Annotated in this window: 23 protein-coding genes and 1 pseudogene; 17 read left to right on the forward strand and 7 right to left on the reverse strand. The window is 56.5% G+C overall.

Annotated elements, in window-relative coordinates; all coding sequences use genetic code 11:
- The first annotated feature begins 136 nt into the window (after nucleotides 1-136).
- From fliF to rcsA, 14 genes and pseudogenes are all read left to right on the forward strand, one after another.
- Nucleotides 137-1816, forward strand: a complete 1680-nt coding sequence (fliF, locus tag DFO52_RS04275) for a flagellar basal-body MS-ring/collar protein FliF (RefSeq protein ID WP_133549442.1) — start codon at nucleotides 137-139, stop codon at nucleotides 1814-1816.
- Complete coding sequence (gene fliG, locus DFO52_RS04280; RefSeq protein ID WP_008500327.1) at nucleotides 1809-2807, forward strand: flagellar motor switch protein FliG; 999 nt, start codon at nucleotides 1809-1811, stop codon at nucleotides 2805-2807. The genes fliF and fliG overlap by 8 nt, the downstream gene beginning before the upstream one ends.
- Nucleotides 2800-3507 (forward strand): flagellar assembly protein FliH, encoded by a 708-nt coding sequence (gene fliH / locus DFO52_RS04285; protein WP_029741493.1) that lies wholly within the window; start codon nucleotides 2800-2802, stop codon nucleotides 3505-3507. Before fliG ends, fliH begins: the two co-directional genes overlap by 8 nt.
- Nucleotides 3507-4877, forward strand: coding sequence for a flagellar protein export ATPase FliI (gene fliI, locus DFO52_RS04290; RefSeq protein ID WP_133549444.1), 1371 nt, complete (start codon nucleotides 3507-3509; stop codon nucleotides 4875-4877). The genes fliH and fliI overlap by 1 nt, the downstream gene beginning before the upstream one ends.
- A gap of 21 nt (nucleotides 4878-4898) precedes the next feature.
- Complete coding sequence (gene fliJ / locus DFO52_RS04295; RefSeq protein WP_023312304.1) at nucleotides 4899-5342, forward strand: flagellar export protein FliJ; 444 nt, start codon at nucleotides 4899-4901, stop codon at nucleotides 5340-5342.
- Nucleotides 5339-6574 (forward strand): flagellar hook length control protein FliK, encoded by a 1236-nt coding sequence (gene fliK, locus DFO52_RS04300; protein WP_121932026.1) that lies wholly within the window; start codon nucleotides 5339-5341, stop codon nucleotides 6572-6574. Before fliJ ends, fliK begins: the two co-directional genes overlap by 4 nt.
- 106 nt (nucleotides 6575-6680) lie before the next feature.
- Nucleotides 6681-7151, forward strand: a complete 471-nt coding sequence (fliL, locus tag DFO52_RS04305) for a flagellar basal body-associated protein FliL (RefSeq protein ID WP_023312306.1) — start codon at nucleotides 6681-6683, stop codon at nucleotides 7149-7151.
- A gap of 4 nt (nucleotides 7152-7155) precedes the next feature.
- Nucleotides 7156-8160, forward strand: a complete 1005-nt coding sequence (gene fliM, locus DFO52_RS04310) for a flagellar motor switch protein FliM (protein WP_023336184.1) — start codon at nucleotides 7156-7158, stop codon at nucleotides 8158-8160.
- The gene (fliN, locus tag DFO52_RS04315) at nucleotides 8157-8570 is read left to right on the forward strand and encodes a flagellar motor switch protein FliN (RefSeq protein ID WP_023312308.1); all 414 of its coding nucleotides are present in this window, start codon (nucleotides 8157-8159) and stop codon (nucleotides 8568-8570) included. The genes fliM and fliN overlap by 4 nt, the downstream gene beginning before the upstream one ends.
- A gap of 2 nt (nucleotides 8571-8572) precedes the next feature.
- A complete protein-coding gene (fliO, locus tag DFO52_RS04320; RefSeq protein ID WP_023312309.1) occupies nucleotides 8573-8947 on the forward strand; it encodes a flagellar biosynthetic protein FliO in 375 nt (124 codons plus the stop codon).
- Nucleotides 8947-9684 carry a flagellar type III secretion system pore protein FliP gene (gene fliP, locus DFO52_RS04325; protein WP_023336186.1) on the forward strand — a complete coding sequence of 246 codons (738 nt, stop codon included), beginning with the start codon at nucleotides 8947-8949 and terminating at the stop codon, nucleotides 9682-9684. Before fliO ends, fliP begins: the two co-directional genes overlap by 1 nt.
- 9 nt (nucleotides 9685-9693) lie before the next feature.
- Nucleotides 9694-9963, forward strand: coding sequence for a flagellar biosynthesis protein FliQ (gene fliQ / locus DFO52_RS04330; RefSeq protein ID WP_008500315.1), 270 nt, complete (start codon nucleotides 9694-9696; stop codon nucleotides 9961-9963).
- Between the two features lie 7 nt (nucleotides 9964-9970).
- Nucleotides 9971-10763 (forward strand): annotated as a pseudogene (gene fliR / locus DFO52_RS04335) (flagellar biosynthetic protein FliR); the annotation flags it as partial.
- Nucleotides 10764-11050: 287 nt separating this feature from the next.
- Nucleotides 11051-11674 (forward strand): transcriptional regulator RcsA, encoded by a 624-nt coding sequence (gene rcsA, locus DFO52_RS04340; protein WP_008500313.1) that lies wholly within the window; start codon nucleotides 11051-11053, stop codon nucleotides 11672-11674.
- A gap of 101 nt (nucleotides 11675-11775) precedes the next feature.
- Here rcsA and dsrB read toward each other — a convergent pair whose 3' ends face one another.
- Nucleotides 11776-11964 carry a protein DsrB gene (gene dsrB, locus DFO52_RS23165; RefSeq protein ID WP_013097741.1) on the reverse strand — a complete coding sequence of 63 codons (189 nt, stop codon included), beginning with the start codon at nucleotides 11962-11964 and terminating at the stop codon, nucleotides 11776-11778.
- Nucleotides 11965-12093: 129 nt separating this feature from the next.
- Here dsrB and yodD point away from each other — a divergent pair, with 129 nt between their 5' ends.
- Both yodD and DFO52_RS04355 read left to right on the forward strand, forming a co-directional pair.
- On the forward strand, nucleotides 12094-12321 hold the full coding sequence (gene yodD, locus DFO52_RS04350; protein ID WP_008500310.1) for a YodD family peroxide/acid resistance protein: 228 nt from the start codon (nucleotides 12094-12096) through the stop codon (nucleotides 12319-12321).
- Nucleotides 12322-12622: 301 nt separating this feature from the next.
- The gene (locus DFO52_RS04355; protein WP_047647417.1) at nucleotides 12623-13423 is read left to right on the forward strand and encodes a mannosyl-3-phosphoglycerate phosphatase-related protein; all 801 of its coding nucleotides are present in this window, start codon (nucleotides 12623-12625) and stop codon (nucleotides 13421-13423) included.
- Here DFO52_RS04355 and dgcQ read toward each other — a convergent pair.
- The 3 genes from dgcQ to DFO52_RS04370 all read right to left on the reverse strand — a co-directional run bounded on the left by dgcQ (nucleotide 13420) and on the right by DFO52_RS04370 (nucleotide 16354).
- Nucleotides 13420-15108 (reverse strand): cellulose biosynthesis regulator diguanylate cyclase DgcQ, encoded by a 1689-nt coding sequence (gene dgcQ / locus DFO52_RS04360; protein ID WP_133549446.1) that lies wholly within the window; start codon nucleotides 15106-15108, stop codon nucleotides 13420-13422. The genes DFO52_RS04355 and dgcQ overlap by 4 nt on opposite strands.
- Before the next feature lie 73 nt (nucleotides 15109-15181).
- Nucleotides 15182-15364 carry a DUF2158 domain-containing protein gene (locus DFO52_RS04365; RefSeq protein ID WP_023312315.1) on the reverse strand — a complete coding sequence of 61 codons (183 nt, stop codon included), beginning with the start codon at nucleotides 15362-15364 and terminating at the stop codon, nucleotides 15182-15184.
- 78 nt (nucleotides 15365-15442) lie between these two features.
- Nucleotides 15443-16354, reverse strand: a complete 912-nt coding sequence (locus DFO52_RS04370; protein ID WP_048977152.1) for a DUF808 domain-containing protein — start codon at nucleotides 16352-16354, stop codon at nucleotides 15443-15445.
- 178 nt (nucleotides 16355-16532) lie between these two features.
- Between DFO52_RS04370 and yedA the strand changes: the two genes are divergently transcribed.
- Nucleotides 16533-17447: a drug/metabolite exporter YedA gene (gene yedA / locus DFO52_RS04375; RefSeq protein ID WP_029742124.1), complete on the forward strand. Its 915-nt coding sequence runs from the start codon at nucleotides 16533-16535 to the stop codon at nucleotides 17445-17447.
- Here yedA and DFO52_RS04380 read toward each other — a convergent pair.
- The 3 genes from DFO52_RS04380 to DFO52_RS04390 all read right to left on the reverse strand — a co-directional run bounded on the left by DFO52_RS04380 (nucleotide 17419) and on the right by DFO52_RS04390 (nucleotide 20069).
- Nucleotides 17419-17910, reverse strand: a complete 492-nt coding sequence (locus tag DFO52_RS04380) for a very short patch repair endonuclease (RefSeq protein ID WP_133549448.1) — start codon at nucleotides 17908-17910, stop codon at nucleotides 17419-17421. The two genes, yedA and DFO52_RS04380, sit on opposite strands and share 29 nt — an antisense overlap.
- Nucleotides 17891-19306 carry a DNA cytosine methyltransferase gene (locus DFO52_RS04385; protein WP_133549450.1) on the reverse strand — a complete coding sequence of 472 codons (1416 nt, stop codon included), beginning with the start codon at nucleotides 19304-19306 and terminating at the stop codon, nucleotides 17891-17893. The genes DFO52_RS04380 and DFO52_RS04385 overlap by 20 nt, the downstream gene beginning before the upstream one ends.
- A gap of 61 nt (nucleotides 19307-19367) precedes the next feature.
- A complete protein-coding gene (locus tag DFO52_RS04390; RefSeq protein WP_133549452.1) occupies nucleotides 19368-20069 on the reverse strand; it encodes a phosphohydrolase in 702 nt (233 codons plus the stop codon).
- Nucleotides 20070-20349: the final 280 nt, after the last annotated feature.

Below are 20349 nucleotides of genomic sequence, written 5' to 3' on the forward strand. Positions count from 1 at the left end.
GACGCATAGAAAATCACGAATCATCAAATAATGGCAGGGCCATCAATATGGAACTTTTGTCGTGTTTGCCGACCCGGGAGTCAGTTTTGTTTCTCTACACGAATAACGTAAACCACCAGGATTTAAGAGGTGCGCAATGAGTGCAACAGCATCGACAGCGCCGCAGAATAAATCACTCGAGTGGATGAACCGCCTTCGCGCGAATCCTAAAATCCCGTTGATCGTGGCAGGCGCTGCCGCAATTGCGATCCTTGTAGCGATGGTCCTGTGGGCGAAAAGCCCTGATTACCGGACGCTCTACAGCAACCTTTCCGATCAGGATGGCGGCGCCATCGTCACCCAGCTGACCCAGATGAACATCCCTTATCGCTTTGCCGATAATGGCGGTGCGCTTGAGGTACCGGCAGATAAGGTGCACGAACTGCGTCTGCGTCTGGCTCAGCAGGGGCTGCCGAAGGGCGGTGCCGTCGGCTTTGAGCTGCTGGATCAGGAAAAATTCGGTATCAGCCAGTTCAGCGAGCAGGTGAACTACCAGCGTGCGCTGGAAGGTGAACTGGCCCGCACCATTGAAACGTTAGGCCCGGTGAAGAGTGCCCGCGTGCACCTGGCGATGCCTAAACCTTCTTTATTTGTCCGTGAACAGAAATCACCTTCGGCTTCCGTTACCGTGAACCTCCAAGCTGGCCGCGCGCTGGACGAAGGGCAAATCAGCGCGGTGACGCATCTCGTCTCCAGCGCCGTCGCCGGTCTGCCGCCGGGTAACGTGACGCTGGTCGACCAAAGCGGTCACCTGCTGACGCAATCCAATACCGCCGGTCGCGATCTGAATGACGCGCAGCTGAAATATGCCGCCGATGTCGAAAACCGTCTCCAGCGCCGTATTGAAGCCATCCTCGGCCCGGTGGTGGGTAACAGCAACGTTCACGCGCAGGTTACCGCGCAGATCGACTTCGCGAATAAAGAACAAACTGAAGAGCAGTACAGCCCGAACGGCGATGCGGCTCAGGCGGTGATGCGTTCACGCCAGATCAATTCGAACGAACAGGTCGGCGGTGCCTACCCGGGCGGCGTGCCGGGCGCGCTGTCTAACCAGCCTGCACCGGCTAACGCGGCACCGATCTCTACGCCGCCGGCCAATCAGCAGAACGGTCAGCAAAATAATCAGCAGACTACCTCAACGACCAGTAACGCCGGTCCGCGTACCAGCAGCCGTAACGAAACCACGAACTACGAAGTGGATCGGACGATTCGCCACACTAAACTGAACGTGGGCGATATTCAGCGTCTCTCCGTTGCGGTGGTGGTGAACTACAAAACGCTGGCCGATGGCAAACCGTTGCCGCTGACCGCCGAGCAGATGAAGCAGATTGAAAACCTGACCCGTGAAGCGATGGGTTACTCCGAGAAGCGCGGCGATACCCTCAACGTGGTGAACTCACCGTTCAACTCGGTTGAAGAGACCGGCGGTGAGCTGCCGTTCTGGCAACAGCAGGCGTTTATCGATCAGCTGATGTCCGCAGGACGCTGGCTGCTGGTGCTGATTGTCGCGTGGCTGCTGTGGCGTAAGGGCGTTCGTCCGCAGCTTCAGCGTCGTGCTGAAGCCGAAAAAGCGGCTCGCGAACAGATGTCTACGCGTCAGGAAACGGAAGAAGCGGTTGAAGTTCGCCTCAGTAAAGATGAACAGATGCAGCAGCGTCGTGCTAACCAGCGCATGGGCGCTGAGGTCATGAGCCAGCGCATTCGCGAAATGTCAGATAACGATCCGCGCGTCGTGGCGCTGGTCATCCGCCAGTGGATGGGTAACGAACATGAGTAATACGCTTACGGGCACCGATAAAAGCGTCATCCTGTTGATGACCATTGGCGAAGATCGCGCGGCAGAAGTGTTTAAACACCTCTCCCAGCGTGAAGTGCAAATTCTCAGTGCGGCCATGGCCAACGTGCGTCAGATCTCCAACAAGCAGCTGACCGAAGTGCTGTCGGAATTTGAACAGGAAGCCGAACAGTTTGCCGCGCTGAACGTCAACGCCAACGACTACCTGCGTTCCGTGCTGGTCAAGGCGCTGGGCGAAGAGCGTGCCGCCAGCCTGCTGGAAGATATTCTGGAAACGCGCGATACCGCCAGCGGTATCGAAACGCTCAACTTTATGGAGCCGCAGAGTGCCGCCGACCTTATTCGCGACGAGCACCCGCAGATTATCGCCACCATCCTTGTCCACCTCAAGCGTGGTCAGGCGGCCGATATTCTGGCCCTGTTCGAAGAGCGCCTGCGCCACGATGTGATGCTGCGTATCGCCACCTTCGGCGGCGTCCAGCCGGCCGCGCTGGCGGAGCTGACCGAAGTGCTGAACAACCTGCTCGACGGTCAGAACCTCAAGCGCAGCAAAATGGGCGGCGTGAGAACGGCGGCGGAAATCATCAACCTGATGAAAACGCAGCAGGAGGAGGCCGTCATTACGGCGGTTCGCGAATTCGACGGCGAGCTGGCACAGAAAATCATCGACGAGATGTTCCTGTTCGAAAACCTCGTCGAAGTGGACGACCGCAGCATCCAGCGCCTGCTCCAGGAAGTGGATTCCGAGTCGCTGCTTATCGCCCTCAAAGGCGCCGAGCAGCCGCTGCGCGAGAAGTTCCTGCGCAACATGTCTCAGCGTGCGGCCGATATCCTGCGCGACGACCTTGCCAACCGCGGCCCGGTTCGTCTGTCTCAGGTGGAAAACGAACAGAAAGCCATTCTGCTTATTGTTCGTCGTCTGGCGGAAACCGGCGAGATGGTGATTGGCAGCGGAGACGACACCTATGTCTAATGAGCTGCCGTGGAAGCGCTGGACGCCGGACGATCTGGCCCCTCCCCTCTCCGAGTTCACGCCGGCCGTCATCGCAGCCGAAGAGCTTGACCCGGACGTCGAGCAGCCCGAGCTGACCGAAGAGGAGCAGCAGGCACAGATGCTGGCGCAGCTGCAAATGCAGGCGCACGAGCAGGGCTATAACGCCGGTCTGAACGAAGGCCGCCAGAAAGGCCACGAGCAGGGGTATCAGGAAGGTCTGGCGAAAGGGTTAGAGCACGGTATCGATCAGGCGCGCCAGCAGCAGGCGCCGATCCATGCCCGCATGCAGCAGCTGGTCAGCGAGTTTCAGCACACCCTGGACGCGCTGGACAGCGTGATTGCCTCGCGGCTGATGCAGATGGCGCTGGAAGCCGCGCGTCAGGTTATCGGCCAGACGCCCGTGGTGGATAACACAGCGCTTATCAAACAAATTCAGGGCCTGCTTCAACAGGAGCCGCTGTTCAGCGGGAAACCTCAGCTGCGCGTCCATCCGGACGACCTGCAGCGCGTAGAAGAAAGCCTGGGCGCGACGCTTAACCTCCACGGCTGGCGTCTGCGCGGCGACCCGTCGCTACATCACGGCGGCTGCAAAGTCTCTGCCGATGAAGGCGATCTGGATGCCAGCGTCGCCACCCGCTGGCAGGAACTGTGCCGCCTGGCGGCACCGGGAGTCGTCTGATGACCGCGCGCCTCACCCGCTGGCTCACCACGCTCGACAACTTTGAGACGAAGATGGCGCTACTGCCATCTGTTCGTCGTTATGGGCGACTGACGCGCGCCACCGGCCTGGTTCTCGAAGCCACCGGCCTGCAGCTTCCGCTGGGCGCGACCTGCGTCATCGAGCGTCAGGATGGTCTGGAAACGCGTGAAGTTGAAAGCGAAGTGGTCGGATTTAACGGCCAGCGCTTGTTCCTGATGCCGCTTGAAGAGGTGGAAGGCATTCTGCCCGGCGCGCGCGTGTATGCCAAAAATATTTCTGGCGACGGGCTGCAAAGCGGGAAACAGCTGCCGCTTGGCCCTGCCCTGCTGGGCCGCGTGCTGGACGGCAGCGGGAAACCGCTCGACGGACTGCCCTCCCCGGACACCACCGAAACCGGCGCGCTGATCACCCAGCCGTTCAACCCCCTGCAGCGTACCCCTATTGAGCATGTGCTGGATACCGGCGTGCGCCCGATTAACGCCCTGCTGACCGTGGGACGTGGGCAGCGTATGGGCCTGTTCGCCGGCTCAGGCGTAGGTAAATCCGTCCTGCTCGGCATGATGGCGCGCTATACCCAGGCCGACGTGATCGTCGTGGGGCTGATCGGCGAACGTGGTCGTGAAGTAAAAGACTTTATTGAAAACATTCTGGGTGCGGAAGGCCGCGCCCGCTCGGTGGTTATCGCCGCACCGGCAGACGTGTCGCCGCTGCTGCGCATGCAGGGTGCCGCGTATGCCACCCGTATCGCCGAAGATTTTCGTGACCGCGGCAAGCACGTGCTGCTGATCATGGATTCCCTGACCCGTTACGCGATGGCGCAGCGTGAAATCGCGCTGGCCATCGGTGAGCCACCGGCGACCAAAGGCTACCCGCCTTCGGTCTTCGCCAAACTCCCTGCGCTGGTGGAACGCGCGGGGAACGGCATCAGCGGCGGCGGATCCATCACCGCGTTCTATACGGTACTGACGGAAGGTGATGACCAGCAGGACCCGATTGCCGACTCCGCGCGCGCGATCCTTGACGGTCATATTGTGCTGTCGCGTCGTCTGGCCGAAGCCGGGCACTACCCGGCCATCGATATTGAAGCCTCTATCAGCCGCGCAATGACGGCGCTGATAACCGAGAAGCACTACGCCCGCGTGCGTAACTTCAAACAACTGCTTTCCAGCTTCCAGCGCAACCGCGATCTGGTCAGCGTGGGGGCGTATGCCAAAGGCAGCGACCCGATGCTCGACAAGGCGATTAACCTGTGGCCGCAGCTGGAGGCATTTTTGCAACAAGGCATTTTTGAACGCGCCGACTGGGAAGATTCAATTCAGGCACTGGAGCTGATTTTCCCGCAGGTGTAACACAGGTGGAGGGCGAAGGTCATGGCGCAAAACAGCGCGTTATCAACGCTGAAAGATCTGGCTGAAAAAGAAGTTGATGATGCCGCATTGCAGCTAGGCGCAATGCGACGCGGGTGCCAGCAGGCTGAAGAACAGTTGAAGATGTTGATCGACTATCAGCATGAATATCGCACCAACCTCAATACCGATATGACACAGGGCATTGGAAGCCAGCGCTGGATTAACTATCAGCAGTTTATCCAGACGCTGGAGAAGGCGATAGATCAGCATCGCCAGCAGCTTAACCAGTGGACCCAGAAAGTCGATACCGCGCTGAATTTCTGGCGCGAGAAGAAGCAGCGGCTGCAGGCCTGGCAAACTTTACAGGACCGACAGATCGCGGCAACGACCCTGGCGGAAAACCGTCTGGATCAGAAGAAAATGGATGAGTTTGCCCAGCGCGCATCAATGAGGAAACCGGAATGATCACACTGCAACAACTGCTGATGAGCGACAGCGACCTGTCAGGCGGCACGCAAACGGGGAAAGGCACCGACGGTGCACAGGACTTTCTCTCTCTGCTGGCGGGCGCCCTGTCGGACGCAACGGGCAAGGGCAAAGATGCGCCGCTGACCCTGGCTGACCTGAAAGCCGCCGGCAGTAAACTGTCGAAAGTGGCTCAGGACGCCAAAGGGGATACCACCCTGCAGGCAAAAATTGCCGACCTGCTCTCGCGCCAGCCCGCGCTGAACGGTGATGAAACATCGCCCGTCACGTCGCTTGATACGCTGGTTTCCGGGCTGGTGCCGCTGTCTAAGGGCGACGCGCTGAAGACGCTCAATGTGGCAAACGGCAAAGATGACGGTAAGAGCGAGCTGAGCGAAGAAGAGCTGGCCGGATTAAGCGCGCTAATGGCGATGCTGCCGCACCAGCAGCAAACTACTGCCTCTCGCGTGGCAGGCAGCGAGAGCGTATCCGCCACCTCAACGCTGAATTCCGCGACGCTTTCGCAAAACGGCGCTGGCCAACCGTCCCTGAACGCGCCTCTGGGTAGCCATGATAAAGCGCAGAACTCTACGCCTTATCAGAGCCAGGTGAAAAATAACGAGCCGGCCCTGCAGGGCAATGCGCCTGCTACACCGGCCGTGGCCGCGGCGACAGAGAAGCAGGAGCTCGCCAGTTCGTCCTCTTCATCATCACCAACGGCTACTCTGGCACCGATTATGTCCAGCCATGCGACCAGTCAGACGGCCGCCACCGTCGCCCCCGCGCCGGTGTTAAGCCAGCCTCTGGGGACTCACGAATGGCAGCAGTCCCTGAGCCAGCACATCACTCTGTTCACTAAGCAGGGCCAGCAGACGGCAGAGCTGCGCCTGCATCCGGAAGATCTGGGTCAGGTGCAAATTTCGCTTAAGCTGGATGACAATCAGGCCCAGCTGCAGATGGTCTCTGCGCACAGCCATGTTCGTGCAGCTCTGGAAGCCGCGCTGCCGGTACTGCGAACCTCGCTGGCGGAAAACGGCATTCAACTTGCGCAGAGCAGCGTCAGCAGCGAGAGCTTCGCCGGGCAGCAGCAGTCCTCATCCCAGCAGCAGCACCAGGCTTCGCGTTCCGGCAACACCGGCGGTTTTAATGAAGAGAGCGATGAGTTATTGCCTGTTCCTGCCGCTCTGCAGTCCGCAGCGCGCGGTAACGGTGCCGTAGACATCTTCGCCTAAACGCCAGAGGTAGCGTGATTATCCCCGTCTTTTCCACGCTTTGACGACAGCAGGACACGGGATAATCACCTTATTAAGCTGTACCGAAACAGGAAGCTCGTATCAGATGACTGACTCCGCTATCACCAAAAAAAGTAAGCGTTCCATCTGGATCCCGCTGCTGGTGTTGATCACGCTCGCCGCCTGCGCTACCGCGGGCTATAGTTACTGGCGTATGCAGCAGGAACCAACCACCGCTGCAGCCAAAGCTGAAGCACCGCCTCCGCCGGCTCCAGTGTTCTTCCCGCTGGATACCTTCACCGTCAATCTGGGTGATGCGGATCGCGTGCTTTACGTTGGCATTACGCTGCGCCTGAAAGATGAAGCCACCCGTTCACGTCTGAACGATTACCTTCCTGAAGTGCGTAGCCGCCTTCTGCTGCTGTTCTCTCGTCAGGACGCTTCGGCGCTGGCTACCGATGTGGGTAAGCAAAAGCTGGTCGACGCCATTAAACAAACGCTGGCGACCCCGCTGGTAAACGGCCAACCTAAGCAGGAAGTCACTGACGTTCTGTATACAGCATTCATTCTGCGGTAACGACATGGGCGACAGTATTCTTTCTCAGGCAGAAATCGATGCGCTGCTCAACGGCGACAGCGATAACAATGATGATCCTAAACCGGGTATCGGCGGCGATAGCGATATACGTCCCTATGACCCGAATACCCAGCGTCGCGTAGTACGTGAACGTCTGCAGGCGCTGGAGATCATTAACGAACGTTTTGCACGTCAGTTCCGTATGGGGCTGTTTAACCTGCTGCGTCGTAGCCCGGATATTACGGTCGGTGCGATCCGCATTCAGCCGTATCATGAGTTTGCCCGCAACCTGCCGGTGCCGACCAACCTTAACCTGATTCATCTGAAGCCGCTGCGCGGCACCGGCCTGGTGGTGTTTTCGCCAAGCCTGGTGTTCATCGCGGTGGATAACCTGTTCGGCGGCGACGGGCGTTTCCCGACCAAAGTAGAAGGTCGTGAATTCACCCACACCGAACAGCGCGTCATTAACCGCATGCTGAAGCTGGCGCTGGAGTCTTATAGCGACGCGTGGAAAGCGATTAACCCGCTGGAAGTGGAGTACGTCCGTTCTGAGATGCAGGTGAAATTTACCAACATCACCACCTCCCCGAACGATATCGTCGTTAACACCCCGTTCCACGTGGAGATCGGTAACCTGACCGGCGAGTTCAACATCTGCCTGCCGTTCAGCATGATCGAACCGCTGCGCGAGCTGCTGGTGAACCCGCCGCTGGAGAACTCCCGCAACGAAGACCAGAACTGGCGTGAAAACCTGGTCCGCCAGGTCCAGCATTCGCAGCTTGAGCTGGTGGCGAGCTTCGCCGATATCCCGCTGCGGTTATCTCAGATCCTGAAATTACAACCCGGTGATGTTTTGCCGATAGAAAAACCCGACCGCATTATTGCCCATGTGGATGGTGTCCCCGTGCTGACAAGCCAGTACGGCACGATTAACGGTCAGTATGCGTTACGCGTTGAGCACTTGATCAACCCGATTTTGAATTCGCTGAATGAGGAACAGCCCAAATGAGTGACATGAACAATCCGTCCGATGAAAACAGCGGAGCACTGGACGATCTGTGGGCTGACGCGTTAAACGAGCAAAAAGCACCCCCGGCCAAAAGTGCTGCGGATGCCGTATTCCAGCAGCTCGGCGGCGGTGACGTCAGCGGCACGCTGCAGGACATCGACCTGATTATGGATATCCCGGTTAAGCTGACCGTTGAGCTGGGACGCACCCGTATGACCATCAAAGAGCTGCTGCGCCTGACGCAGGGTTCCGTGGTGGCCCTTGACGGTCTGGCCGGCGAGCCGCTGGATATTCTGATCAACGGCTATCTTATTGCCCAGGGTGAAGTGGTGGTGGTTGCCGATAAATACGGCGTACGTATCACCGACATCATTACCCCGTCTGAACGTATGCGTCGTCTGAGCCGTTAAGCATGAAAACCCAGGCAACAATATCACAGCCTTCTGCCGTTCCCGGCTCGCCTCTGCTCCAGGTGAGCGGGGCATTGTTCGGTATTATTGCCTTTATTCTTATCGCCGCATGGCTGGCGAAGCGCTTTGGCCTGGCGGGTAAAACCGCCGGTGCCCGCGGCCTGAAGGTCAGCGCCAGCACCACGCTGGGGCCACGCGAGCGCGTGGTCATCGTCGAGGTGGACGACGCGCGTCTGGTCCTGGGCGTCACGGCCTCTAACATCAGCGTATTACATAAGCTGCCGCCCGCCCCTGTTGTGGTGGACGAGCGCGCAGACGCCCCTGCGGATTTTCAATCCGTCATGAAGAGTTTGCTTAAGCGTTCCGGGAGATCCTGATGCGCCGTTTGTTATCCCTGACGCTTGCGGGCGTTGCCCTGTTTGCTCCCGCGGTCTATGCACAGCTGCCCGGTCTGGTCTCCACCCCTCTCGCGGGCGGCGGACAAAGCTGGTCCCTTCCGGTGCAGACGCTGGTGTTCATCACCTCGCTGACGTTTATTCCGGCCATTCTGCTGATGATGACCAGCTTCACCCGCATCATCATCGTCTTTGGTCTGCTGCGAAACGCGCTGGGAACCCCTTCTGCACCGCCAAACCAGGTTCTGCTTGGCCTGGCGCTGTTTTTGACCTTTTTCATTATGTCGCCGGTTATCGACAAGATTTATACCGACGCCTACCAGCCGTTCAGCGAAGATAAAATCTCCATGCAGGAGGCGCTGGATAAAGGCGCTCAGCCGCTGCGAGAGTTTATGCTGCGCCAGACGCGAGAAGCCGACCTGGCCCTCTTTGCCCGCCTGTCCAACACCGGCGAGCTGCAGGGACCGGAATCAGTGCCAATGCGTATTCTTCTCCCTGCCTATGTCACCAGCGAGCTGAAAACCGCGTTCCAGATTGGCTTTACCATCTTTATTCCGTTCCTGATTATCGACCTGGTGATCGCCAGCGTTCTGATGGCGCTCGGGATGATGATGGTGCCGCCCGCGACCATTGCCCTGCCCTTTAAGATCATGCTCTTTGTACTGGTCGACGGCTGGCAGCTGCTGGTCAGTTCGCTGGCGCAGAGTTTCTACAGTTAAGGAACGGTAATGACACCCGAATCGGTCATGATGATGGGCACGGAAGCGATGAAAATCGCGATTGCCGTTGCCGCGCCGCTGCTGCTTGTTGCGCTGGTTACCGGTCTGATTATCAGTATTCTGCAGGCCGCCACGCAGATTAACGAAATGACGCTGTCCTTCATCCCGAAAATCATCGCCGTGTTCGTGGCGATTATCGTGGCCGGGCCGTGGATGCTGAACCTGTTGCTGGACTATATGCGCAACCTGTTTACCAATCTGCCGTACATCATCGGCTGACCTGACGATGCTGCACTTCACCAGCGACCAGTGGGTTCAGTGGCTCGGCGTCTATTTCTGGCCGATGCTGCGCATCATGGCGCTGATATCTACCGCCCCCATTCTCAGCGAGAAATCGATACCCAAGCGCGTCAAGGTGGGGCTGGGCATCATCATCTCCATTATCGTTGCGCCCTCTCTTCCCCCCGTGGATATTCCGATCTTCTCGGCGAATGCGGTGTGGGTGGCCCTGCAGCAGGTGATGATTGGCGTCGCCGTCGGCTTTACCATGCAGCTCGCCTTTGCCGCGGTGCGTACCGCTGGGGAACTGATCGGCCTGCAGATGGGGCTATCGTTCGCCACGTTTGTCGATCCCGGCAGTCATCTCAACATGCCCGTGCTGGCGCGAATTATCGATCTGCTCGCCATGCTGCTGTTCCTGTCGTTCAACGGCCATCTCTGGCTTATCTCCATGCTGGTGGATACCTTCCATACGCTGCCGATTGGCGAAAATCCGGTGAACAGCAACGCTTTCCTCGCGCTTACTCGCGCTGCGGGGCTGATTTTCCTCAACGGGCTGATGCTGGCGCTGCCGATCATCACCCTGCTGCTGACCGTCAACCTGGCGTTAGGTTTACTCAACCGAATGGCGCCGCAGCTTTCAGTGTTTGTCATTGGTTTTCCGCTGACGCTGACGGTTGGGATTTTATTAATGTCATTACTGATGCCACTTATCGCTCCCTTCTGTGAACATTTATTCGGCGAGATATTCAACCTGTTAGCGGATATTGTCAGCGAGCTGCCACGTAAATAATAACCCTCACTGTTGCCATTGTCTTTCTGAGGATATTCCTAAAATAAAACGCGTAAAACATCTTCCAGGATATATCTGACGCGGTTTAATTGTTTCTAACCATCTCACAATACTTAATATTTACTTTACTTTAAGAAGATTCCTGGCAAATTATACGTAACTTTACGGGATAGTGAGTCCGCCTGAAAGTCTTTGTCATGCTCACAGGTTTATTATTTTTTTCCATCCCGTATGGCTGTTTTGAGCTCTCAGGCAGATGGTGAATTATCGTTACGCATTGAGTGAGGGTATGCCATGTCAACGATCATTATGGATTTATGCAGCTACACCCGGCTAGGGTTAACCGGGTACCTGGCAAGCAGAGGGGTAAGAAAGAGAGACATCAACGATGCACACACCGTTGACGAACTCGCAGCCGCTTGTGACGAACTAAAACCAGGCGTGGTGTTTATTAATGAGGACTGTTTCATTCACGATCCAGCCAACAGTCAGCACATTAAGCAAATCATTAATCAGCATCCAAAAACCCTGTTTATTGTTTTTATGGCGATCGCGAATATCCATTTCGATGAGTATTTGTTGGTCCGTAAAAATTTATTGATCAGTTCTAAATCGATTAAACCCGAGTCGCTGGATGACATTCTGGGTGATTATTTGAATAAAGAAGTTAAAAATGTAGGAGCGGTTAACTTACCCACCCTATCATTAAGCAGGACTGAATCAAGTATGCTGCGAATGTGGATGGCGGGACAAGGAACTATTCAGATCTCTGACCAGATGAATATTAAAGCGAAAACCGTTTCGTCACACAAAGGAAATATTAAAAGGAAAATTAAAACGCATAATAAGCAAGTGATCTACCACGTGGTACGCCTGACCGATAATGTGACGAACGGGATTTTCGTCAACATGCGTTAGTCGCTTAAGACCTGTGCACCCTACCTTTGATCTCTGGCCTGGCCAGAGATTTTTGCTTCTGGAAAGGTTGTCGGGCACGCGATGTGCTACCCGACGCCGTGCTACTCCGCCTTCTCGACAAAAATGCCGTCCGGATGCCCCAGTTCGTTAAAAAACCAGATGCCGAGCGGGTAGTCTTCAAGCGATACCAGGTACATTGTGCCTTCGCTAAACTCTTCAATTGCCAGCACCACACCCGGGCGGCGCGGCCCACCGTCCGTTTTAACGGTTACCCGATCGTTGACCTTCATACATTCCTCCTCTGGTTTTGAGCCAGTGTAGAACAAAACGCAAAAACGCACATCGCCGCCCGATGTGATTGGCGTTTTTATGCACAGTCTATACTTACCGTTGGACACGGTTGAATGAGGAACCCCGTAATGAAGACCGATAAAGAGTACAGCGACACCATCAAGCGCGAAGTCGAGGTGGATGTCGATGCCCTGCTGGCCGCCATCAATGAGATCAGTGAGTCAGAAGTCCGCCGGTCGGACGACAATTCGGACCGCGTCATTGTCAACGGAAGGGATTATCACACCTATCGCGAGCTGGCGGAGGCCTTCGAGCTTGATATTCACGACTTTAGCGTGTCTGAAGCCAATCGGTAGGGCGAAAAAAATCCCGGTCATGGGGATGACCGGGATCAAAACTTGCTTATGCAAGAAGCACTTGAAAATTCGTTACACCAGGAAATCTGATGTACATGCCACACTATCCCCAACGAATTTGGCTGACAAGCATATATTCTTACGATGAATATAATATTTTTAACATAATGCTTTTTGTTATGAGCGATAACACACGCCGAATGCGGGTTTGCCAGAGGCATCCCTCTTATCTCCGGTTTTCGCCTCAACCATTTTTTAGGAATTTTCTTAGGGCGAAACGCATCTGTTACCAGGAGTCGCTATGCCTTCACTGCGGGATACATTGCTGATTTTCTCTGACCTGGATGGTTCACTGCTGGATATTCACACCTATGAGTGGCAACCCGCCATGCCCTGGCTGGACAGGCTGATGGATAATCAGGTTCCGGTCATTCTTTGCAGCAGCAAGACCGCGGCAGAGATGCTCGATCTCCAGCTGGATCTTGGGCTTGAAGGGTTGCCTTTTATTGCCGAGAACGGCGCGGTGATTCAGCCTGACGTACGCTGGGATAAAATTCAGCGCCAGATCAGGGGGATGACACACCGGGATATTCGCCCGCGTATCGAGCAAATTCGCCTGCAGACGGGCTATAAATTCACCACCTTTGACGACGTGGATGAGCACGTTATCAGCGAGTGGACCGGACTGACGCGCTACCGTTCGGCGCTTGCCCGCAAGCATGAAGCGTCCGTCACGCTCATCTGGCGCGATACCGACGAGAAAATGGTTCAGTTTGAAGAGGAGCTGGCGAATGCCGGACTGAAATGCCTGCAGGGGGCACGCTTCTGGCATGTTCTGGACGCCCGCTGCGGCAAAGACGTTGCGGTGAACTGGCTGATTGAGCAATACCGCGAGCAGGAAGAGATTGAACCCACCACGCTGGGGCTCGGCGACGGTCCCAATGATGCGCCGCTGCTCGACAGCGTTGACTTCGCGGTGGTGATTAAGGGCATTAACCGCCAGGGCATCACGCTACGGGACGATAACCCTGCCCGGGTTTATCACACCCGGCAGCCCGGCCCGGCGGGCTGGCAGGAGGGGCTGGATCACTTCCTCTCTTAATCCCGCCAGACGACCCGGTTACGCCCGCTCTGTTTGGCCTGATACAGCCGGACGTCCGCCACGGACTGCAGCTGTTCAAACTCGTAGTTACCTGCTTCATCCGCGCTGCTGACCCCTAGCGACGCGCTGATACGCAGGGTCGTGCTCTTCTTCACCAGGATCTCCTTACTGTTGATCCGGCAACGTATACGGTCGGCGACGCTTCTCGCCTCCTCCAGGCCGATCCCCGGCAGGACGACGCAAAACTCTTCCCCGCCTACGCGCCCTGCCACATCATTCTTGCGTAGCGCGCTAGCGATCAGTCCTGCCGTGTGGGAGAGCACCTTATCCCCGGCCTGATGGCCGAAGCGGTCGTTGATGTTTTTAAAATGGTCGAGATCGATCTGAATCACCGAGAACGGCAGCGACTGCTGGCGACAGGTTTCCGCCAGCAATTTTGCGCGGTCGAACAGCGCGCCGCGGTTATTCAGGCGGGTAAGCGGGTCATGCCAGGCCTGCCACTGGAGCGAGTGCTGAAGCGTGTACATGTTACTCACCATGCGGCGGATCACCAGCCACGAGATCAACAGCATGGCGGTAAAGAGCGCCCACAGCAGCGCCAGCACGATGCTGATGCTGCCGAAGTCGTCCTGTACCCCTTCGTGCAGGGTGTGGATCCGCAGGACGACGCCGTCGAAGTGATCGAGCCGCTCCCAGCTGACAAAACGGCTTCCGAGGCGGATCCCGCCGCCGGTAACGTGCTCAATCGCCTGCGCAATCTGCGCCGTTTCGCGTTCGTCAAAATGGTTAACCACGTTTCCCGTATGGGCAGAAGTGGCAATCATATTGAGCCGGGTATCGTACAGCTGATACTCCCCTTCCGTTCGGTCTTCCGTCGCATCGGCCAGCAGGCGCTGCATCGTGTTCAACGTAAAATCCATCGCCACGACGCCATACCAGTAATGATCGAAATAGATGGGAACGCTGGCGGTGATCGTACGTTCATCGTTGGTCCAGGATGAAGGGGTAGAGATGAACCAGCGCACCGCGCGCGCGCGATTGTTCCGTTCTGACTGCTGGGTAAACCAGGACTGCGTGACAAGATGGTAATAGCGGGAGGTAATGTCGCCCGCCTGGTCCGGCGTATCGGTGGAAATGAAAAACCCGGCGCGGGAGACGTAGATCACGCGCGCTTCCGTTTGTGCTCTCGACGACGCCAGCCTGAGCAGATACCCCACTTCCAGCGCGGCAGAAATCTCGTGGCTGAGGCGTTCATCGTCACGATTCAGAAGCGTGGTTTTTTGGACGAATGCATCCGAAACACCGTTAATGGGAAGGGTGCGTTTTTTATCTACGGCAAGCTGCCAGGTGGGTAGCATGCGGACAGTATCGAAGCGTGACACTGCGTTCTGGAGTACTTCAAATGCCAGCGGCGTCTGGATCGCATCGCGCATGCCCTGACGAAACAACAGCATCCGGTCCACGCTGTTCTGCAGCTGCCTGTCCAGCGAACTGGCCACCGTATCCAGATGGTTACGCTGGCTGGAGATGTACGCCTCTTCCAGTACCACCACTTCACGCCAGGTCAATAGAGTGGAAAATACCAGAACAACCAGAAAACAGAGATTAACAATCAGCCCCGGATTGCTACGCTTATGCAGCCATTGCAAAAAAGATTGTCTTACAACAAAGGTATCGCGCTGCACACACACTCCCTGATCGCTGCCTTTCACCCGGTACTTGAGATAAAAACGCCCGGCAAAGCCGGGCGTTATGTGATTAAGCCTTGTCCCGCTGGTGCTGCCCGTCTCCCGGCTGAAGCTCATCTTCACGAAATGCTTCCCGCTTGATGCCATAACCATCGTGCCACCGACATTCCACCATTCCGCTGGAATACCCGGTCACAATCATACGTGGGCCGCCCTTCTTAGGCTTAACTTCATCACTGACCAAAAAGACCATACCTGCCTCCTGTATCAGGGTGAAACTGTTTCAATTTAGACGAGGAATGGTCTTTTTGCATCCCACAACGGGTAACAATTAGTGCGACGTGCCGCGTATTTTTTCAACCAGCTTCACTGCCGCAACCACGATAGCGCCAATGATGAAGCCCAGCACCAGATTCAGCAGCGTGGGCAGAATCGCCGCGATAACGGCCCCCTGCGCCGAGGAAAAATGTTCGATAGCATGGTGCAGCGGCGCGATACCGTGAACCACGATCCCGCCGCCCACGAGGAACATCGCCAGCGTGCCTACCACCGACAAACTCTTCATCAGCCACGGGGCCAGTACCAGCAGGCTTTTGCCGATGCCTCTTGCCACCGCGCTCGATTTCTCCTCCAGCCAGTAGCCGATATCATCCAGCTTGACGATCAGTCCCACCAGGCCGTAGACGCCGACGGTGACCAGAATGGCGATACCGGAGAGGATCAGAACCTGATTCAGGAGCGGCGCGTCAGACACGATGCCCAGCGTAATGGCGACAATTTCCGCGGACAGGATAAAGTCGGTCCGAATGGCGCCTTTGACCTTATCGCGCTCGAAGGTTTTCGGATCCTGAGCGGCCAGCGCTTCAAGACGCTGCTGGCGCATCTCCGGCGTATCGCTCTGCTTGCGCGCGCTAAAGGAGTGCAGGACCTTCTCTACGCCCTCGAAGCAGAGAAACGCCCCGCCAATCATCAGCAGCGGCGTGATGGCCCAGGGAATAAACGCGCTGATCAGCAGCGCCAGCGGCACCAGTATCACCTTATTCAGGAAGGAGCCTTTTGCCACGCCCCACACCACCGGCAGTTCACGGTTAGCCCTTACCCCACTCACCTGTTGGGCGTTAAGCGATAAATCATCTCCCAACACGCCTGCGGTTTTTTTCGCCGCCAGTTTCCCCATCACTGAAATGTCATCCAGTAAGGTGGCAATATCATCCAGCAATGTTAATAAGCTACTTCCTGCCAAAATCTTAATCCTTCATTTTTTGGTAATTAAGTGAATAGTATGGAGCAAAAGCGCAAACCCGGAAACACCCACCTCGCGTCAACAAAAAATTCACATCCGCTACACAATTAAAGGGCTCGCCAGCGCGATAGTTTTCGCGTTTACTATCAGCGACCTTTTTATTTCGTCGTGAGGGATTATGCGTTTCCGGCACTTGCTACCGCTCATTGGGGCACTCTTTTCGCTGTACATCATCTGGGGCTCAACCTACTTTGTCATTCGCATCGGCGTGGAAAGCTGGCCGCCACTGATGATGGCGGGCATCCGCTTTCTCTCGGCTGGCGTGCTGCTGCTGGCCTTCCTGCTGCTGCGTGGACATAAGCTTCCCCCGCTGCGCCCGATGCTGAATGCCGCCCTGATCGGCCTGCTGCTGCTGGCGGTGGGAAATGGGTTTGTCACGATTGCCGAGCACCAGAACGTACCGTCCGGGATCGCCGCCGTGGTCGTTGCCACCGTACCGCTGTTTACCCTCTGCTTTAGCCGCCTTTTCGGTATCCGCACCCGCAAGCTGGAATGGCTGGGGATTGGTATTGGCCTTGCCGGCATCATTCTGCTGAACAGCGGCGGTAACCTGAGCGGGAATCCGTGGGGCGCAATCATCATCCTGATTGGCTCGATGAGCTGGGCGTTTGGCTCCGTCTACGGTTCGCGTATCGAACTGCCGACCGGCATGATGGCGGGGGCGATTGAAATGCTTGCCGCCGGAATTGTGCTGCTGCTCGCCTCCACGCTGACGGGAGAAAAGCTTACGACCCTGCCGCCGCTGTCGGGCTTTCTGGCGGTAGGCTACCTGGCGCTGTTTGGCTCCATCATCGCCATTAACGCCTATATGTTCCTGATCCGCAATGTCTCCCCGGCTGTCGCGACCAGCTATGCCTACGTCAACCCGGTCGTGGCCGTGCTGCTCGGGACGGGATTAGGGGGAGAAACGCTCTCTTCCGTTGAATGGCTGGCTTTAGGAGTGATTGTTTTTGCCGTCGTGCTGGTCACCCTGGGCAAATATTTACTGCCCGCAAAACCGGTGGTCACGCCTTGCGAGGTGGATAAACCTTAAGCAGGTGAATACCCTGCGTGTCGATCTGCGCGGTCTGGCCGCCGCCGCAGATCCACTCTTCCAGCCGTTCGGTCAGATCGGTATCGTTCAGTTTTAATCTGCCTCTCAGAGCACACTCCCAGACGATCAACACCCGCCAGCCCTGCGCAATCAGCGCGGTGAGATCCCGTCTGTCGCGCTCGACGTTCTTGCCAATTTTATCCAGCCAGAAATCGGTGCGCGTCGCGGGGACCTTAAACAGGTAGCAGTCGTGGTGATGCCAGAAACAACCGTGGGTAAAGATGATGCACTGCCAGGCGTCGATGACGAAATCGGGGCGACCCGCAAGCGCGGGCTCCTGCACGCGGAAATCAAACCCCGCCTGCGTCAGCAGCCCGGCCAGACGCTTTTCGATGGCGGTGTCACGCGTGCCGATGGCACGCATATTTTTGCTGCGCGTAGCCTTATCGTGAACATCCGTCATTGACGGCCTCACCCTGACGGAGTGCCACCGCCTGTCTGATGCGCGAGGCCAGCAGTTTTGCCACGGCCGCGAACGCGGGAACCACCACCGAATTACCAAACTGGCGGTACGCCTGGGTATCCGAAACCGGGATGCGGAAGCGGTAGCCCTGCGGGGTTTCAAATCCCATCAACCGGGCGCATTCCCGCGGCGTTAAGCGTCGCGGACGGTGACGCTGGTTGTGCGGATCGTCGAAATCTTTTTCACCCAGCGCCTTGTCCCAGCCTCTGTCGATCAGGATCTCTGCCCCATCCTTATAGTAGCGAGCGGACAACGTGCGGGTCACGCTGCTCGGATCGTTGGGGTTTACCATTCCAAAACCGAAGCCGTTGCCCTTCGCCTGATGTTTCTTGGCATAGCGGTAGAGGTATTTCCACAGCACCGGGGTAAGAATAAATTTCGCGTCAACGACAGGTTCCAGCAGGTCGGCCACGGTAGGACGACGCTCGGGATACAGAGACGGGATATCCCGCAGGGTGAAATCCCCCTTGAGATTGAGGTCGCGGCGGAAACCCACCAGCACGATACGTTCGCGATGCTGGGGCAGGAAATGTTTCCCATCAATGATTTTGGGATCGTCCGCGCCCATGTCCTGCGAGTCGGCCACGTCATAACCCAGCTCATCCAGGGTCTGCATGATAATGCGGAAGGTTTTTCCGCCGTCGTGGCTCTTTAAATTTTTGACGTTTTCCAGCACAAAGATGGCCGGGCGGCAGGCATCGATAATGCGCGCCACATCAAAAAACAGCGTTCCCTGGGTATCGCAGGCAAAACCGTGGGCGCGTCCGAGGGCATTCTTTTTGGAGACACCGGCCAGCGAGAAGGGCTGACACGGAAAGCCGGCCAGCAGCACGTCATGCGCCGGGATCGTCTGGCGAATGTGCTCGGCGGCGTGTTCATCGCTCACGCCGCTTTTATGGCTCAGGGTAACATCGCGGATATCCGCGTTGAAATGGTGCTCGTGCGGATCGCAGTACCAGTTGGCCTTGTAGGTCCGGACGGCATGTTTGTTCCACTCGCTGGTAAACACGCACTGTCCGCCGATAGCTTCAAAACCGTGTCGGATACCGCCGATACCGGCAAACAGATCGATAAAGCGGAAGGCATAGTTCGGGTGCGCGGCAGGAGGACGCGGAAGCAGGTTTTGCAGATAACGAAACTCGCCTTCACTCAGGCGACGCCCTGCGCGTTCGCTGGTGAGCAGACGCTTAAGGATCGCCGGGCTCCAGTGGCTCTCGCCGTGCGCCACCAGCAGACTGGCCAGCGTTTTAGCATCATAGATATCCAACAGCTGGCGCAGCAACGCCTGCACCGTTGCCGTTGATTTCTCAGCCTGCTCGGGCGCGGGCTCTGTCACTGATAGATTTTCCTGCATTCTTTTAACCGGAGAGTAAAGACTGCGAACAGATTACCACAGTTCAGTTGCGCAAACTGCGACGGAAGCGGCTCAACACCTGACTATCCAGCCCGATGCAGTCACCGTGTAATTCGGCACTGAGTTTCGCCATAAACTGGATCAGGAAATCGGCATTGTGACGTGCCAGCTCGCGGCCCATTTCCGTTTGCATTGTATCAGGCAATCGCAGCAGCTTGGTCTGAAAATGGTCGAGGGCAAACGCACGATCGTCAAGGATACGCGCATCGGCAAAGGGATCGTCAGCTTCAAAAAGCGGCACGCCCAGCGCGCCCGAGACGGCGAAGACGCGCGCCAGGCCGATAGCGCCTAACGCTTCCAGCCGGTCTGCGTCCTGCACAATTTTGGCTTCCATACTCTGTGGCGCAATCCCGGCGCTGAAGCTGTGCGCCTCAATCGCGTGTGCGACGGCGGCAGTATGCTCCGGCGGGAAGTCTGGGAAGTCGCGGCGCAGAATGTCGCACGTCCTGCGCGCTGCCATCTGGGATGACCGGCCGCGTTCGGGATGGTTTTTCGGCAGGCTCACAATATCGTGGAAATAGCATGCGGTCAGGATCACCAGCGGCTCCACCGCCTGGTCAGCCATGATTTTTTGCGCCGTCATCCAGACCCGACGAAAATGCGAAATATCATGTGCGGTATCGTCGGTGCTGTGGTTTTCCTCGAACCAGCGCTCAAATCGCTGCTGCCACCGGACAAGTTCCATCGTCATATCCTGTTGCTTAAAAGTGCATGAATTATAACATAGACGAATTAAATCAATTTAAAAATAGAACCACGAAATACTTAATAATAATTACACTATATAAATTCAATGGATTAATTCACCTGAAAAATAAAGAGATTAATAGAAATATTTAGCAATATTTCATAGGATTTGATTACATTTATTTTTGAAACTAAATAACACTTCCTGGAATAGTATCAAACCTGTAATTGCGGAGGGTGATTACATATATTCATATAAATTATGTTTGAAGGGAATA

This window comes from Enterobacter sp. AG326 (assembly GCF_004362415.1).
Classification (GTDB): domain Bacteria; phylum Pseudomonadota; class Gammaproteobacteria; order Enterobacterales; family Enterobacteriaceae; genus Enterobacter; species Enterobacter asburiae.

Excerpts from the sequence above, each read along its gene's own strand:
- fliL (WP_023312306.1), top strand. The coding sequence starts at position 6,681 with ATGACTGACTCCGCTATCACCAAAAAAAGTAAGCGTTCCATCTGGATC.
- yodD (WP_008500310.1), top strand. The coding sequence starts at position 12,094 with ATGAAGACCGATAAAGAGTACAGCGACACCATCAAGCGCGAAGTCGAG.
- yedA (WP_029742124.1), top strand. The coding sequence starts at position 16,533 with ATGCGTTTCCGGCACTTGCTACCGCTCATTGGGGCACTCTTTTCGCTG.
- fliP (WP_023336186.1), top strand. The coding sequence starts at position 8,947 with ATGCGCCGTTTGTTATCCCTGACGCTTGCGGGCGTTGCCCTGTTTGCT.
- fliF (WP_133549442.1), top strand. The coding sequence starts at position 137 with ATGAGTGCAACAGCATCGACAGCGCCGCAGAATAAATCACTCGAGTGG.
- fliI (WP_133549444.1), top strand. The coding sequence starts at position 3,507 with ATGACCGCGCGCCTCACCCGCTGGCTCACCACGCTCGACAACTTTGAG.
- fliO (WP_023312309.1), top strand. The coding sequence starts at position 8,573 with ATGAAAACCCAGGCAACAATATCACAGCCTTCTGCCGTTCCCGGCTCG.
- fliQ (WP_008500315.1), top strand. The coding sequence starts at position 9,694 with ATGACACCCGAATCGGTCATGATGATGGGCACGGAAGCGATGAAAATC.
- fliM (WP_023336184.1), top strand. The coding sequence starts at position 7,156 with ATGGGCGACAGTATTCTTTCTCAGGCAGAAATCGATGCGCTGCTCAAC.
- dsrB (WP_013097741.1), bottom strand. The coding sequence starts at position 11,964 with ATGAAGGTCAACGATCGGGTAACCGTTAAAACGGACGGTGGGCCGCGC.
- fliG (WP_008500327.1), top strand. The coding sequence starts at position 1,809 with ATGAGTAATACGCTTACGGGCACCGATAAAAGCGTCATCCTGTTGATG.
- DFO52_RS04365 (WP_023312315.1), bottom strand. The coding sequence starts at position 15,364 with ATGGTCTTTTTGGTCAGTGATGAAGTTAAGCCTAAGAAGGGCGGCCCA.
- DFO52_RS04380 (WP_133549448.1), bottom strand. The coding sequence starts at position 17,910 with ATGACGGATGTTCACGATAAGGCTACGCGCAGCAAAAATATGCGTGCC.
- rcsA (WP_008500313.1), top strand. The coding sequence starts at position 11,051 with ATGTCAACGATCATTATGGATTTATGCAGCTACACCCGGCTAGGGTTA.
- fliK (WP_121932026.1), top strand. The coding sequence starts at position 5,339 with ATGATCACACTGCAACAACTGCTGATGAGCGACAGCGACCTGTCAGGC.
- fliN (WP_023312308.1), top strand. The coding sequence starts at position 8,157 with ATGAGTGACATGAACAATCCGTCCGATGAAAACAGCGGAGCACTGGAC.
- fliJ (WP_023312304.1), top strand. The coding sequence starts at position 4,899 with ATGGCGCAAAACAGCGCGTTATCAACGCTGAAAGATCTGGCTGAAAAA.
- DFO52_RS04390 (WP_133549452.1), bottom strand. The coding sequence starts at position 20,069 with ATGGAACTTGTCCGGTGGCAGCAGCGATTTGAGCGCTGGTTCGAGGAA.
- DFO52_RS04355 (WP_047647417.1), top strand. The coding sequence starts at position 12,623 with ATGCCTTCACTGCGGGATACATTGCTGATTTTCTCTGACCTGGATGGT.
- fliH (WP_029741493.1), top strand. The coding sequence starts at position 2,800 with ATGTCTAATGAGCTGCCGTGGAAGCGCTGGACGCCGGACGATCTGGCC.